The organism is Pontibacter fetidus (assembly GCF_010119545.1).
GTDB classification, from domain to species: Bacteria; Bacteroidota; Bacteroidia; order Cytophagales; family Hymenobacteraceae; genus Pontibacter; species Pontibacter fetidus.
In genome coordinates, this window is the sequence record NZ_JAAEAA010000012.1 from 109,203 (window position 1) to 122,662 (window position 13,460).

At 44.2% G+C, this 13,460-nt stretch carries 18 protein-coding genes; 11 read left to right on the forward strand and 7 right to left on the reverse strand.

All coding sequences use genetic code 11. The annotated features are described in order from the left end of the window. Positions 1–20: 20 nt before the first annotated feature. Together GWO68_RS10810 and GWO68_RS10815 are read right to left on the reverse strand one after the other, a co-directional pair. Positions 21–1,427, reverse strand: coding sequence for an ATP-dependent DNA helicase (locus GWO68_RS10810; RefSeq protein WP_162346461.1), 1,407 nt, complete (start codon positions 1,425–1,427; stop codon positions 21–23). A 223-nt stretch (positions 1,428–1,650) separates the two neighbouring features. After that, a complete protein-coding gene (locus GWO68_RS10815) occupies positions 1,651–2,115 on the reverse strand; it encodes a PaaI family thioesterase (protein ID WP_162346462.1) in 465 nt (154 codons plus the stop codon). 39 nt (positions 2,116–2,154) lie between these two features. Here GWO68_RS10815 and GWO68_RS10820 point away from each other — a divergent pair, with 39 nt between their 5' ends. The 3 genes from GWO68_RS10820 (at position 2,155) to coaD (ending at position 4,190) form a co-directional block, all read left to right on the forward strand. Beyond that, on the forward strand, positions 2,155–2,640 hold the full coding sequence (locus GWO68_RS10820) for an NUDIX domain-containing protein (protein ID WP_162346463.1): 486 nt from the start codon (positions 2,155–2,157) through the stop codon (positions 2,638–2,640). 65 nt (positions 2,641–2,705) lie between these two features. Further along, positions 2,706–3,593 carry a DUF3822 family protein gene (locus tag GWO68_RS10825; RefSeq protein ID WP_162346464.1) on the forward strand — a complete coding sequence of 296 codons (888 nt, stop codon included), beginning with the start codon at positions 2,706–2,708 and terminating at the stop codon, positions 3,591–3,593. Between the two features lie 114 nt (positions 3,594–3,707). Then, positions 3,708–4,190: a pantetheine-phosphate adenylyltransferase gene (gene coaD / locus GWO68_RS10830; RefSeq protein ID WP_162346465.1), complete on the forward strand. Its 483-nt coding sequence runs from the start codon at positions 3,708–3,710 to the stop codon at positions 4,188–4,190. Here coaD and GWO68_RS10835 read toward each other — a convergent pair. After that, positions 4,144–4,824, reverse strand: coding sequence for an NUDIX hydrolase (locus GWO68_RS10835; RefSeq protein ID WP_162346466.1), 681 nt, complete (start codon positions 4,822–4,824; stop codon positions 4,144–4,146). The two genes, coaD and GWO68_RS10835, sit on opposite strands and share 47 nt — an antisense overlap. A 105-nt stretch (positions 4,825–4,929) precedes the next feature. Between GWO68_RS10835 and pyrE the strand changes: the two genes are divergently transcribed. Next, on the forward strand, positions 4,930–5,568 hold the full coding sequence (gene pyrE / locus GWO68_RS10840; RefSeq protein ID WP_162346467.1) for an orotate phosphoribosyltransferase: 639 nt from the start codon (positions 4,930–4,932) through the stop codon (positions 5,566–5,568). Between the two features lie 165 nt (positions 5,569–5,733). Here the strand turns inward: pyrE and GWO68_RS17945 are convergent, their stop codons facing one another. Further along, positions 5,734–5,862, reverse strand: coding sequence for a hypothetical protein (locus GWO68_RS17945; protein WP_262887487.1), 129 nt, complete (start codon positions 5,860–5,862; stop codon positions 5,734–5,736). 955 nt (positions 5,863–6,817) lie between these two features. Between GWO68_RS17945 and GWO68_RS10845 the strand changes: the two genes are divergently transcribed. Then, complete coding sequence (locus tag GWO68_RS10845; RefSeq protein WP_162346468.1) at positions 6,818–7,315, forward strand: metallophosphoesterase family protein; 498 nt, start codon at positions 6,818–6,820, stop codon at positions 7,313–7,315. 107 nt (positions 7,316–7,422) lie between these two features. Here GWO68_RS10845 and GWO68_RS10850 read toward each other — a convergent pair whose 3' ends face one another. Further along, complete coding sequence (locus GWO68_RS10850) at positions 7,423–7,677, reverse strand: hypothetical protein (RefSeq protein ID WP_317164518.1); 255 nt, start codon at positions 7,675–7,677, stop codon at positions 7,423–7,425. Positions 7,678–7,703: 26 nt separating this feature from the next. Here GWO68_RS10850 and GWO68_RS10855 point away from each other — a divergent pair, with 26 nt between their 5' ends. The 5 genes from GWO68_RS10855 to GWO68_RS17840 all read left to right on the forward strand — a co-directional run bounded on the left by GWO68_RS10855 (position 7,704) and on the right by GWO68_RS17840 (position 10,744). Then, a complete protein-coding gene (locus GWO68_RS10855; protein WP_162346469.1) occupies positions 7,704–8,726 on the forward strand; it encodes a threonine aldolase family protein in 1,023 nt (340 codons plus the stop codon). A gap of 208 nt (positions 8,727–8,934) precedes the next feature. Continuing rightward, positions 8,935–9,558 (forward strand): DNA-3-methyladenine glycosylase family protein, encoded by a 624-nt coding sequence (locus GWO68_RS10860; protein WP_235942023.1) that lies wholly within the window; start codon positions 8,935–8,937, stop codon positions 9,556–9,558. A 111-nt stretch (positions 9,559–9,669) separates the two neighbouring features. Further along, positions 9,670–10,134, forward strand: a complete 465-nt coding sequence (locus tag GWO68_RS10865) for a hypothetical protein (protein WP_162346470.1) — start codon at positions 9,670–9,672, stop codon at positions 10,132–10,134. A gap of 12 nt (positions 10,135–10,146) precedes the next feature. Further along, the gene (locus GWO68_RS10870; protein WP_162346471.1) at positions 10,147–10,383 is read left to right on the forward strand and encodes a hypothetical protein; all 237 of its coding nucleotides are present in this window, start codon (positions 10,147–10,149) and stop codon (positions 10,381–10,383) included. 181 nt (positions 10,384–10,564) lie between these two features. After that, complete coding sequence (locus GWO68_RS17840) at positions 10,565–10,744, forward strand: hypothetical protein (protein WP_235942024.1); 180 nt, start codon at positions 10,565–10,567, stop codon at positions 10,742–10,744. Positions 10,745–10,834: 90 nt separating this feature from the next. Here the strand turns inward: GWO68_RS17840 and GWO68_RS10880 are convergent, their stop codons facing one another. Both GWO68_RS10880 and GWO68_RS10885 read right to left on the reverse strand, forming a co-directional pair. Then, entirely contained in the window at positions 10,835–11,746 is a 912-nt protein-coding gene (locus GWO68_RS10880) for a DUF58 domain-containing protein (protein ID WP_162346472.1), read from the reverse strand. A gap of 10 nt (positions 11,747–11,756) precedes the next feature. Beyond that, positions 11,757–12,173 (reverse strand): septal ring lytic transglycosylase RlpA family protein, encoded by a 417-nt coding sequence (locus tag GWO68_RS10885; RefSeq protein ID WP_162346473.1) that lies wholly within the window; start codon positions 12,171–12,173, stop codon positions 11,757–11,759. A 131-nt stretch (positions 12,174–12,304) separates the two neighbouring features. Between GWO68_RS10885 and GWO68_RS10890 the strand changes: the two genes are divergently transcribed. Beyond that, on the forward strand, positions 12,305–12,664 hold the full coding sequence (locus GWO68_RS10890) for a DUF3276 family protein (RefSeq protein ID WP_162346474.1): 360 nt from the start codon (positions 12,305–12,307) through the stop codon (positions 12,662–12,664). Positions 12,665–13,460: the final 796 nt, after the last annotated feature.

Sequence of the window (13,460 nt, forward strand, 5' to 3'; positions counted from 1 at the left end):
CAAGATAATGTTTTAGTTCGTTAAGTGGCTAATAATTGTGCGTTAAAGTTAAGCAGGTATAATTCTTCTGATGAACGGGTTAACGCAGTGTATAACCATCGTGCAAATTCCTGGTTTACCATATCGTCTTTAAGGTAACCCTGCTCTACAAACACCGCCTGCCATTGCCCGCCCTGCGCTTTATGGCACGTTAAGGCATACGCAAACTTCACCTGCAATGCATTCAGATATGGATTCTTCTTTAGCTCCTTTGCACGGTCCCGTTTATTCGGTATATCCATATAATCCTGCAAAACGGCATCATATAATTTCTTATTCTGGTCTGTTGGCAAAGCTGGTGCATCCGTATGCAGGGTATCCAGCATTATCTTCGTTTCCAATTCCTCTGCATCCGGGTAATCTACAAACCTGACGCGCACATCTGCAAACCGGAAACCATACAGGTCTTCATACTTTATGATCTTGGTAACTTCCACAAAGTCGCCGTTAGCCATAAAACCAATCTCCGAATCTTTTGGTAGCCAGAAATAATTGTTCCGCACGATCATCAGGTAATCACCCACCCCTATTTCATCTTCAGTAAAGAAAATGCTGCGCCTGATGTGCTGATTATACATGTTCGCCACTTTGTTAGACCTACAGATAACGATTGCATTCTCCACGCCAAACTTATCATAAGCATAGCGTAGGCCATCTTCCAGCTTCTCGCCGGTCATCTTAAAAATATCTTTCCAGCCTTTGGTAAACAGTTTAATATCTGGTTGTTCCAGGTTTAACTGCGAGCGCAGTTGTGTTGCGTTCATCAGTATACCCGAAGCTTCGGCCTGGCGCATAACCTGTTTCAACTCTATTTCCTGCACCTGGCAACGGAAATTGTGTTTCAGGTAACCGGAGTCTAATGAAGGGCTTAGTGCCTGGCCAACCGGCGGTAACTGAGCTGTATCGCCTATTAAAAGAAGTTTGTTGTTCTTTTTATCGAACACATAGTTCATCAGGTCCATGAGCAAACCATTCTCGCCAAAGCCACTTTCATCCGAGATCATGGAAGCCTCATCAACTATAAAAACGGTGTTTTCCAGTTTGTTAGGCATGCGCGTAAAAGCAAGCCCTTCGGAATATGGATTAGCCGTCTGCCGGTAAATCTTTTTATGGATAGTGAACGCCTGCTTTCCGCTGTAGGTACTCATTACCTTGGCAGCACGACCCGTTGGCGCTAATAGCACATACTTATATCCAAACTTGTTCAGGATTTTAACCAGCGAGGTAACAACCGTAGTTTTACCAGTACCGGCATACCCTTTCAGCATAAACACCTGTCGCTCTTCGGATTTGGAAAGTATAAACTCATCCAGCTTGGCAAACAACTTCGCCTGGTCCTCGGTGGGCTCAAACGGAAAATTCTGACGCAGTACTTCTACCGGACGCATTGTGTATAATTATGAATGATGAATTAAGAATTATTAATGATTCAATAACATTTGCTGGCGCGGGTTTGCAACCCCTGTCAAATAATGGTGTTTAGTTTGTAACTCAACTGGGCTAGTGGCCAATTATAGTTTGACACGAACGAAGCCGTTTGCGCCATGTATAAACTAACAACTTATACTATAGCTATAGTTTAACTTTCTAACCTTTTAACTTCCAAAATTTCTAACTTTTACTTTCTCTGAGTTTTAGGTCCTCGGGCGTTATAGTTGCCATACTTGTCGAAGCTTTTGCGATCAGCAATGGTTCTGCTTCATCCTTTACCACGTACACTTCGGCCTCGCAAAAATTGAGCTTTCGGCCCTGTTTTATGACGTAGCCTTTGGCCAGCAATTTATCGCCTACACCCGGGTGAAAGTAAGAAACCTTTATCTCGGCAGTAACTACATGGTGGTCTTTGGGAACAAGGCTGACGGCAGCAAATCCGGCAACTATATCGGCCAGGGTGGCAATAACGCCGCCGTGCGTAAAACCTTTGTGTTGCTTGTGGCGCTGCTCCAGTTTTAGCTCGCCCTCTATTCTTCCTGCCTCAATTTTCGTAACTTCGAAGCCCATCAGTTTCATGAACTCCTGGCGTTCCAGTTTTTTGCGGATGTCGGCTTCGAAATCGGGGTTAAATGTTTGAATCATATTTACAAAAATACCACCAATACCACGCCTAAACAAACTATGTCAGTTTTAAACCCAAATGCTGCTGCCTACGCCGATAAAGTTCGCGTGCGGGTGTGCGGCATCTGCATACAAGATGATAAAATACTACTGGTCCGGCACCAGTCAACTATAAAAAACAAAGCATTCTGGGCGCCACCGGGCGGTGGTTTGCAGGTTGGCGAAAGTATTGACGATTGCCTGAAACGCGAAGTACTGGAAGAGACCGGCCTGGAAGTAGAAGTTGTGCGGTTCCTGTTTGTAAATGAATTTCTGAAGCCACCGTTGCAAGCCGTTGAGCTGTTTTTTGAAGTGCACACCGTTGGCGGAACTATAGCCAAAGGCACCGACCCGGAAGCTACCCCGGAGATGCAACTGATAGAAGAAGTAACCTGGAAAACCAAGCACGAAGTAAGGGAAATACCGTTGGCGGATAAACACAGCATCCTGCATCACCTGTATTCTTTCAACGACCTGATGAGCATGCCGCATCATTTCGTGCAGTAGAAATGCTATATTTTTTTTATACTTGCATAGCCCTTTAATCGGCCCTACTACACCAGCTTTATACTTTGAACACGACCAGCACCAACTTCCGGCTATCGCACAAAATTCAGGACGAAGCGTTTGCGCTTTCTGCGGCCAGCAACTGTAACCTTTACGTTTCCATCACCCGGAAAAGTATACGACTGGCTGTAGCTGATGTGGAGCGAAATAAGTTTGTAGTGCTGGAAGATTATGAGCTGATAACGGTATTTACGCCAGAACAGGCAGCGGCACAACTGCAGCTTATTGCCCGCGAAAACCCGCTGTTGCAGGAGCAAAGCTGGAAAACAGTGCGTGTAGCCGTAAGCAACCAGCATTTTACCCTGGTACCCGAAACACTATACGACCCGGCTCATCAGCAAGATTACCTGCGCCTGCACAGCAACCTGAACCCGCAACTTGACGATGTACTCTCTTACCGCCATAGCAGCCTAGAAGCTGTTAATATTTTTGCCGTGGAGCGTGTAATTAAAGATACATTACAAGAGATTTTCCCGGAGCGTACTATACAGTTTGTGCACCAGACCAGCTCTTTGATAAAAAGTATATTGCACCAGACCGGCCGAAGCGCTGCCCGTAGCATGTATGTTTTTGTGGAGCGCAGTTATGTAACTATACTGGTAGTAGATGCACATGGACTGCAATTCTGCAACATTTTCCAGTACCAAAGCCCTGAAGACTTTATCTATTACATCATCTTTGTAATGCAGGAGCAGAAAATGAACCCGGAGCAGGAAACTATAACCGTTTGGGGCGACATTACACACGACGCCACGTTGTTCACGATCATGCAGAAATACATCCGTCAGGTTAAGTTCGGCAAAAAACCACAAGACATCGGCTACTCCTACAAATTCGACGACCTGTTCGAGCACCGTTACTTTGAGCTCTATAGTTTACACCTTTGCGAATGATTAATTAAGAAAGAGTGATGAACAAGTACTTTTCAATTGTCATTTCGACGTAAGGAGAAATCTATTACAATGCATTAAAAGTGAACTATAAATTCAATTACAACTCAAATTCTAATGGCAAAACGCATCGCTCTCTTCCCCGGCTCTTTCGACCCTTTTACAAACGGACACCTGGATGTGGTGATGCGTGGTACGCGGTTGTTTGATGAGATAATTATTGCCATCGGGAATAACAGCAGCAAACAGCGCTACATACCTGTAGAGCAGATGGTAGAGATCATTGAAGGTTTGTTTAAAGATGAGCCTAAAGTTTCTGTAGCAGCTTACAAAGGCCTGACAGCAGAATACGCCCGCGAAGTTAGTGCCCGGTTTTTATTACGTGGCCTGCGTAACACCACTGACTTTGAGTATGAAAACACCATTGCCCAGGCTAACCGCCACGTAAACACCGACCTCGAAACAGTTTTCCTGATCACCTCGCCACCATTGGCCGCTATCAGCTCCTCTATTATCCGTGAAATTCACCGGTTTGGCGGCGATGTAGCCGACTTTATACCTTTCCCGACTTCAGCGATTGCAGGTAGTGGCGCACAATAAAAGCAATAGAAGTATAAGCCTTCGGTAACACTTCCAGGGCTTCTTCCGGGGTCATCCAGCGTACTTCTTCTATAAACTCTTCGGCCTGAGGCTTCATCAGGCTGTCATCGGTGCAGTTCATCACGTACCACGATGTCTTCTTAAGTATCTTCTTGCCCTTAAAAGCATACGAGTGCCAGGTTTTAGGCAGCTTTTCTACCAGCTCAACACTTATATTACACTCCTCCTCTACTTCGCGCAGGGCGCCTTCTTTGGCTCCTTCTTTTTTGTTCAGCTTACCTTTTGGCAGATCCCAGACACCCAAGCGGTAGATCATCAGAATCTTTTCGTCTTTTACCACAAGTCCACCGGCCGCTTTTACGATCTTGAACTGATCTTTCAGGTGATCGATCAGGCGCTTCTTTTTATTGGTAACCAGTGTTAATGAGTTTAGCTTTTTCAGCTTTTTTACCTCCATCAGGCGCACCAACCGGTCAATCAGCATCATGTCCGCATCCTTGATCAGCACATCTCCCACTAGGTCTTTCGATGTAAAATGGTCGTCGGCGTCCAGCACCAGGTCGTAATGGTGGCGGTAGACCTTTTCGTTCGATCTTTTTAAGATAAGCGGGATATCGTTTATGAAAACGTTCATGTAGTAGGTGCTCTGTTTGAGCGTAATTTTACGCAAATAAGAAATAAATCATTTTATAGAAAATACAGCGACCAAAAAAGATAAATAATTCTGTAATTTCGGCGCATGGATACTACGACGACAGCACACCAGGTAGCTTCGTTTCTGCTGGAAACCGAAGCCGTTAAGTTAAGCCCAGAAAAGCCCTTTAAGTGGAGCTCTGGCTGGAACTCGCCCATTTACTGCGACAACCGTGTTACCCTTTCTTTTCCGCATATACGCAGCTTTATAAAACAACAGCTAGCGGAAACCATCAAAAAACATTTCCCGGAAGCCGAAGCCATTGCCGGCGTAGCCACTGCAGGTATAGCGCAGGGTGCACTTGTAGCCGACCTGCTTGAGATGCCTTTCCTGTACGTACGCCCTGAGCCTAAGAAACATGGCATGGGAAACCAGATTGAAGGCAAATTGATTCCGGGACAGAAAGTAGTGCTGGTGGAGGACCTGATCTCGACAGGTGGCAGCTCGTTAAAATCTGCTGAAGCTGTGCGCGCAGCAGGTGGCGAAGTAGTTGGTATGGTTGCCATCTTTACCTACGGCTTTGCCCAGGCCGATGAGAATTTCCAGAATGCAGGCATCACCCTGCACTGCCTGAGCAACTATAGTGCCCTAACCGAAGCCGCCGTTGCAAACGGTTACATCCAGGAATCGGCGATGGCGGCCCTAGCTGAATGGCGAAAGTCTCCAGAAACGTGGGGAAATTAATAAGTTATCAGGAATGACTAATAAAGGAGATGAGGTTCAGGCTTTGTCTCCTTTTTTTCTGAATCAGGATTTACAGGATTGGCGGGGTTTACCTTACCCCAACCCTCTCCTTTTGAAGAGGGTCACCTACCTCCAAAACAGGAGAGGGAGTTTATGACTATAGCTTTATAGTTCGTAGTGCTGGCGCGAGCGTCCACGCTCGTGACTAACTATGGTGTTGTATCTCCAGATGCAACTGGCCCGCGAGGGACAGGCAAAGGCGGTGGCTATAGTTCTATAGTTCGTGTTATCCAACTGCCCTTGTTTTACCTCTCCCCAACCCTCTCCTAAAAACAGGAGAGGGAGTTTTATCTACTACTTTTTTGTCATCCTGGAAGGATCTTGTTGAAAGATGTGTTAAGCCATTACTATAATACTTATCTGCCCCTCTCAAGACGGGAATTGCTGCTATAGCTATAGTTAGATTTATAGTTTCATAGTTGGCGTTAGTCATCCCCCTGCCCCCTTCAAAGGGCAGGGCCGTTAAGTTCTAGCAAATTCTCCCCTTGAGGGGAGCGCAGAGGGGTGTTTGTATTAGCGGGTGAATTTAAAACTGGCTAACAATTAGCTTTTTGGTCCTGAATAACACCCCTATAATCCCCTCAAGGGGATAGTTCTCGGCAGAACTTAACGGCCCTGCCTTCAAAGGGGGACTTTCTGCTACTACTTTAGTTTAAGTATAGTTTTATAGTGACGGCCTTTGAAGCGGACAGGTCGCGACCTGTCCCTCCGGAATTATAGCCACGAGAAAAAGTACGAAGCTTACAAGTTCAAACTATAGTTAAGCAGTAAATAGTAGAAAGATCACAGTCTTTGGGTTGAGCGCCTTTGACTTGTTGCGGTGGCGTGAGCCAATCCGACGCAGGAGGATAGCAAGAAGGCAGCAGCGCGATGCCCGAAGACGGGGCCTCCCGGCCGTGAGGGCACCAAAGCTATAGTTGAAACGATGGGTAAGTAAAGCTCCCAGGAATACAGGAACTTTGAAAGGATAGCTTGGTTAAGGTTAGTAAGAACTTCAACTATAGGACATATAAGATTTCTCGACTTTGTTCGAAATGACAAAAAAGATAATTTAGGATATATAAGATTCCTCGACTTCGCTCGGAATGACAACTTAAAACTATATACTTAAACTATACTTTCGCAAAAACACCTCGTAAACCTTAACTTCACATTAAATCAAAAACATCATAAAATTCAAAGCCCTGAAATGAAAATAGGCCTGATATCAGATACCCACTCTTTCCTCGACGACCAGATAATAAGATTGCTAACTGGCTGCGACGAGATATGGCATGCTGGGGATTTCGGAAGTATAGAGGTATCAGACAGGCTGAACGAGATTGCACCGTTGCGTGGTGTTTATGGGAATATTGATGATGCAACTATAAGGCAAGTGCACCCTAAAGTTAACAGGTTTTTAGTGGAAGGATTGGATGTGATGATGACGCATATTGGCGGTTATCCGGGCAAGTATCACCCGGATGTCAGGAACGAGATCAAGGCAAGCCCGCCACAACTATACATTACCGGCCACTCGCACATCCTGAAAGTGATGACCGATAAAAACCTGAATAACCTGCTGCACCTTAACCCTGGCGCGGCTGGCAAACACGGCTTCCATACGATGCGCACTATGATGCGCTTTGACATTAACAGCGGTAAAGTGGAGAACCTGCAGGTGATAGAGCTTGGCAAAAGGGCATAAAAAAAGCGTGCCTGCGGGGCAAGCACACTTTGAAATCTATCAGTAAACCCGCCAACCGAAGCTTTCACAGCGTTGGCAGGCAGATGGTTTTACTTTGCCGTAAAAAACTACTCAGCTGAAGTTTCTTCTGCTGGCTTGTTTTTTGGAGCCTCACCGAACTGAGCACGTAGCTCGTCCATGTCAACATTCTTGATAACTGGTGTTAACAATAGCTGCTTAATTCTAGCAACCTTGTTGTTTGCTCTTGCCTTATTTTTACGGTCTTTTCTTTTAAGTCTAGTAACTCCCATCGTTGCAATTATTAAATTTGAAGGGCAAAAGTAAAATATTATTTTTGAAAAGTAAAGTATTTCCAGAATCAAATTCAGTTTTACCTATACAAAAGTTCATGACAGAAATTACCGATCTTCGTTCAGATACCGTTACAAAACCCACACCCGACATGCTGCAGGCCATGTTTGCAGCCCAGGTTGGCGACGATGTGTACGAAGAAGACCCAACTATAAATGCCCTGGAAGCCAAAGCTGCCGCTATGTTTGGCATGGAAGCCGGCCTCTTCTGCCCTTCCGGTACCATGACCAACCAGATCGCTATAAAAGTGCATACCGGCCCGCTTACTGAAGTGATCTGTGATGTAACGGCACACATTTACCAGTACGAAGGTGGCGGTATTGCCTCAAACTCCTACGCGTCGGTGGCGCTTGTAAACGGCGAACGCGGTAAAATGACACCGGAACAGGTAGAAGGCAACATCCGCCCTGATAACCTGCACCACCCTATTACCAAACTTGTTGCTTTAGAAAACACCTGTAACAAAGGTGGCGGCTCTTATTATACTATAAAAGAGATTGCAGCTATTTCGGAGGTTTGCAAGCGCAATAACCTGGCGCTGCATTTAGATGGCGCCCGAGTATTTAATGCTTTGGTAGCATCCGGTGAGAACGCTAAAGACTATGGTTTATACTTCGACAGCATTTCGGTTTGCCTGAGTAAAGGTTTGGGTGCCCCGGTTGGTTCGGTTTTGCTTGGCAGCAAAGCATTTATTAAACAAAGCCGTAGAGTGAGAAAAGTTTTTGGTGGAGGCATGCGACAGGCGGGTTATCTGGCAGCAGCGTGCATTTATGCCTTGGATAATAACATCGAACGACTGAAAGAGGACCACCGCAAAGCAAAGCTGATGGAAGAAACACTGCTGCAGATGAACTATGTAGAAAGTGTATTACCGGTGGAGACGAATATTGTCATCTTTAAACTGAACCAGAAGTATAACGACGCGGCCTTTATCAATACACTGGCTGAGCAAAACATCCGGGTTTCAGCGTTTGGTCCCCAGATGATCCGTTTTGTAACGCACCTGGATGTGACTGATGAGATGCTGGAGCATACCCTGAAAGTGCTGAAGTCGCTGTAACTATAAAAATCCAACTACCCCTGCCCCTCCACCGAAACAAGCTCGGGATTTGCGACTTGTCTAAGAAGGGTAGTTTATTACTTTTATTTTAACATTTCAATAATGTCATTTCGAACGATGCGAGAAATCTATTTTAGATCACAAAAGCATCTTAAATAGATCTCTCCTTGCGTCGAGATGACAATTAATGCTACCTAACTATAAAACTATGAATAACTCTACTCCTGCTCTGGAAGTGATGGCTATACTTGGCAAAGACCCAATCCTGGCAACTATCATCTCACAAGGCCGGCCTCTCACCTCCTCTAAATCCGAAGACTTATACTATAAATTGCTGAGCGCTATCGTTTCGCAGCAGCTATCTACCAAAGCGGCAGCTACTATATTTAAACGCTTCTCTGAGTTTTTCCCGGAAAATTACCCGCACCCTGAACTTGTATTGGCTGCTACCGATGAGATGTTGCGCAGTGTGGGCTTATCCTTCCAGAAGATTGGCTATGTACGAAATGTAGCAGCTTTTGCCGCGGCCGGCAACCTGGACCACGCAACGATAGATGCCCTGGAAGACGAAGCCCTGATACTTCACCTGACCCAGATAAAAGGCGTTGGCCTCTGGACTGTAGAAATGCTACTGATGTTTGCTTTGGAACGGCCCGATGTATTTCCGGTGGATGATTTGGGGATACAGAATGCTATGAAACGACACTATAGTTTGGAGGAAACTGGCAAGCCATTGCGCCTGCGCATGCAGCAGCTAGCCGAGAACTGGCGCCCTTACCGAACTATAGCCAGCAAGTACCTGTGGCAGTCGCTGGACAATATGCCGAAGTAGAGATTTATAGTTATAAATTCATAAAACTGTATAAAACATATAATTTGTTTAAAAAATTTACTATATAGCAATAGGTTACTTTATAGTAAACCTTAAGTATAAAATCATAATATGATGAGAAAAGTAATATTATTGACATTATTCATTCTTGGGTCTGAATATAGTTACTCACAAAATTTATTGTATAAATCTTCTGAACAAATAAGTGCTCAATTTGGTGAGCCAAATGATTACTGGAAAGGATTAGTTGTTTACGAGATTCAGTCTAGTGATGATTGGTTAGGTAAATACTCCAATAGATTATTTATAAGATACGCTCCTACAAATAAAGTATGGGATTACACTTGGAACTTCAGTGATAGAGCATCCTATGAAAATGCTGTCAATACTCTTCGATATAAAAGCACTTATGTTAAAGCAATAAAATATCATTATTTCTACAAGCAAGGTGAATTCGGTTTTATAGCTACTGAAGAAAATGGCTTTCAAATTAAAATTTGTTCAAGTGTTGACCTTGATTTACATATTGCTAGAATGGAGGGAAATTTAGATAAATATAGAGTTAAGACTAATTGAAAATATAAAAATATGAAAAAGTATAAAATTGGTACTATGGTTATTTTGAAGTCTCAACCTAATAAAATGTTTGAGATTATTGCTAACTCAGAAACTCCCTATGCAGGTCTCGATGCTTCTCCATTTCATCAACCCACTCATGTTAATTTAGGTTATGATTATCTTCTTCGAGAATTAAATACTAAAGGTAAATTTCGCCCGTTTCAACATGTAAGGGAATCAGAAGTAGAAGAAATTAAAATGCACTAATATTCATTTTATTGTTTCATATTTTGACTTAGCAGATCTAACCCTAAAACTTCTAGTTTGTACAAGAGTGTTATAGAAATGCCCAATTCCACCATCCAACAAACTATAGAAAACTACATTAAAGCCTACAACAATTTTGATGTTGAAGGTATGATCTCACAGCTGCACCTGGAGGTGTAGTTTGAAAACAACTCCAACGGAGAGATTACTCAAAATTAATGCCTTTAAACAGCAGGCAGTAGAAGCCACCAAATACTTTACCCAACGCGAGCAGAAGATTATCCAGCTAACTATAACCGATACTACCGCAGAAGTGCAGATAGACTATACAGCTATACTTGCTATAGATTTGCCAAACTGAATGAAAGCCGGCGATAAGCAAAGTTGAAAGGAAAGTCTGTGTTTACTTTCAGAGATGGTAAGATAATAAGGCTGCAGGATTATAGTTAGGCTACCGCACCTTTGCACGCTTTACTAGGTAACTATACAGAACCTTATCGAAAGGTTCGCTGATATCAACGGGCACGAAATCTATTTTATACTGGCCGCACTTTAGCGCAAGCTCGCGTTTATAGTTCTCTACGGAAGCTTTATAGTTGTCGCGTACCTGCGATGGTTGCAATTTCAGTTCCTGCCCTGTCTCCACATCCACGAAAATGTAAGGTCGCTCAGCAAACTCAAAGTCTTCTTCGGTTTTGCGGTCCATCACATGGAAAATCAGTACTTCGTGTTTCTGGTGCTTTAGGTGCTGCAGTGCTGAAAAAGTAGTATCTATATCCTCGTTACGGCCCAGCATATCACTAAAAATAATGACCAGCGACCGCTTCGGGATCTGCTGCGCGATCTGGTGAATGACTCCCGGAACTTCGGTACCAGAACGTGTAGGTGTAGCCTCTAGCTGTTGTTGCAGGAGCATTAAAAGTGTGTGCAGGTGCGAAGCCGTGGAGCGAACCGGTGTTTGAAGCTGAATGGTATCCGCAAAGGTAACCAGCCCTACTGCATCGCGCTGTTTGCGCAAAAGTGTAGCAATAGCCGCCGCACAAAGTATACTGAACTTGATCTTGCCATGCGTATCGGTGGGGTAATACATCGACGGCGACACATCCAGCAGCAGGTGACAGCGCAGGTTAGTTTCTTCTTCGTAGCGCTTAACAAAAAGCTTGTCGGTGCGGGCAAAAACTTTCCAGTCTATGTGGCGGGTGCTTTCGCCGCTGTTGTACAGGCGGTGCTCCGAAAACTCGACCGAGAAACCATGGTAAGGAGATTGGTGCAGCCCGGTAATAAAGCCTTCCACCAGTTGCTTTGCCAGAAACTCCATGTTCTCGAACTTCTGAACGTCGGCAAGGGTGAGAGGCTGCTTCATGGGCTACATGCTATTTAGACTTGTCTGTTTTTGTTTCTGAAACGACAAATGGCACGTCTTGTTGCTTTTCTTCTTCTGGTTTTACTTCTCTTATAGTTACACTGCCCACCCCGGCTCTTATAAGATCAATTTCTTTGGCTGCAGCCCTGGAGAGGTCGATAATAGAGTGGCGGCTTTTGGGCATACGGTCGTTGATCTTAACTATAACCGATTTACCGTTTGCCTTGTTGGTAACTTCTACTAGGGTATTAAACGGAAGCGAAGAATGGGCCGCTGTAAGCTTGGCTTTATCGTATCGCTCACCACTAGAAGTGCGCTGGCCCTGCATGCGGTCTGAGTAGTAAGAGGCCTTACCGTTGGCCGTGTACAGGGTGTTAGCCGATGAAAATGATAGAAGGAATAGTAGTAAAATTGAACATAAATTCATGATTTACTAGTTTGGTCCGGTGCCAAATATAGCAGAAAAAAATTAAATCAATTTTAAATTCAAAAATTTTTATATATCAATTCTATATGTTACTTTTAGGTTCATAAAGTTGAATTTAACGTCTAAAAACGGTGGAAGAGAACAACGAAAAAGCAGAAATTTATTCCCAAAGAGTAAGAGCCGGGAAAAGAACGTATTTCTTTGATGTGAAATCAACTCGCTCAAACGACTTTTATGTGACCATTACGGAGAGTAAAAGAAAGTTTAAAGACGAGACCTTCTCCTATGAGAAGCATAAGATCTTCCTTTATAAAGAAGACTTTGTGAAATTTATGGAAGCCCTGCAAGGCACTATAGATCATGTAAAATCTGAACTGCTGACCGAAGAAGCACTTGCCGCCCTGGAAGCCGCTGAAACAGCAGAACCTGCAACAGAACATTTCTCTGAAACAGCCACCGCAACTTTTGATGAAGAACTGAAGTGGGAATAATTTACCTTCCCACTTTATAACTATAAAACAGAGCCTGTAGTTTATGCTACAGGCTTTTTTGTTTATATATCTGAATCAGGATTTCTAGAATTAAATGATTCTCAGGATTGGGGTTTTGCTATAATTGTTAATATCGTTCCATCGCTACTGTTTGTCCAACCACTCGGGCTACCCAAAGCTGCGCTCGCTACCTTAAAACTCTTGTTCTCGGTAGTCCAAGGCGCGGAGCTATTCTGGCTGTTGCTATAGTTGCGGTTATAGTTTTATAGTTGCTGTGATTACAAATATAGCTGGCGCGAGTCTCCTGACTCGTGACTAACTATGATGTTGAGTCTCCTGACTCAACTGGCCCGGAAGGGACAAGACTTGTAATAGCTGATGCTATACTTTTATAGCAGTCCAACCACCCCTAACCCCTCTTTGTCTAAGGCGGGGAATTTTTGCTGATGCTATTCCACAAACTATAGTGCTATAGTTACAGCCTTTGAAGCGGACAGGTCGCGACCTGTCCCTACGGAATTATAACCACGATAAATGTCGAAGCTGACAGTTCAAACTATAAAAGAACTATAGCTATGAGTAAGATCGCAGTCTTTGGGTTGAGCGCCTTTGACTTGTTGCGGTGGCGTGAGCCAATCCGAGGCACGAGGATAGCAAGAAGGCAGCAGCGCGATGCCCAAAGACGGGGCCTCCCGGCCGTGAGGGAGCCAAGCCAACTATAGAACTATAGGCGAGTAAAGCTCCCAGGAATAAAAGTAGTTTGAAAGGATAGCTTTTGGCTAAGAAGTACAGGCTT

What these genes read in the sequence shown, in the direction of transcription:
- GWO68_RS10810 (WP_162346461.1), bottom strand. Translation starts at nt 1,427, where the DNA reads ATGCGTCCGGTAGAAGTACTGCGTCAGAATTTTCCGTTTGAGCCCACC.
- GWO68_RS10880 (WP_162346472.1), bottom strand. Translation starts at nt 11,746, where the DNA reads ATGAAGCAGCCTCTCACCCTTGCCGACGTTCAGAAGTTCGAGAACATG.
- GWO68_RS10885 (WP_162346473.1), bottom strand. Translation starts at nt 12,173, where the DNA reads ATGAATTTATGTTCAATTTTACTACTATTCCTTCTATCATTTTCATCG.
- pyrE (WP_162346467.1), top strand. Translation starts at nt 4,930, where the DNA reads ATGGATACTACGACGACAGCACACCAGGTAGCTTCGTTTCTGCTGGAA.
- GWO68_RS10860 (WP_235942023.1), top strand. Translation starts at nt 8,935, where the DNA reads ATGAATAACTCTACTCCTGCTCTGGAAGTGATGGCTATACTTGGCAAA.
- coaD (WP_162346465.1), top strand. Translation starts at nt 3,708, where the DNA reads ATGGCAAAACGCATCGCTCTCTTCCCCGGCTCTTTCGACCCTTTTACA.
- GWO68_RS10820 (WP_162346463.1), top strand. Translation starts at nt 2,155, where the DNA reads ATGTCAGTTTTAAACCCAAATGCTGCTGCCTACGCCGATAAAGTTCGC.
- GWO68_RS10835 (WP_162346466.1), bottom strand. Translation starts at nt 4,824, where the DNA reads ATGAACGTTTTCATAAACGATATCCCGCTTATCTTAAAAAGATCGAAC.
- GWO68_RS10865 (WP_162346470.1), top strand. Translation starts at nt 9,670, where the DNA reads ATGATGAGAAAAGTAATATTATTGACATTATTCATTCTTGGGTCTGAA.
- GWO68_RS10815 (WP_162346462.1), bottom strand. Translation starts at nt 2,115, where the DNA reads ATGATTCAAACATTTAACCCCGATTTCGAAGCCGACATCCGCAAAAAA.
- GWO68_RS10845 (WP_162346468.1), top strand. Translation starts at nt 6,818, where the DNA reads ATGAAAATAGGCCTGATATCAGATACCCACTCTTTCCTCGACGACCAG.
- GWO68_RS10870 (WP_162346471.1), top strand. Translation starts at nt 10,147, where the DNA reads ATGAAAAAGTATAAAATTGGTACTATGGTTATTTTGAAGTCTCAACCT.
- GWO68_RS10855 (WP_162346469.1), top strand. Translation starts at nt 7,704, where the DNA reads ATGACAGAAATTACCGATCTTCGTTCAGATACCGTTACAAAACCCACA.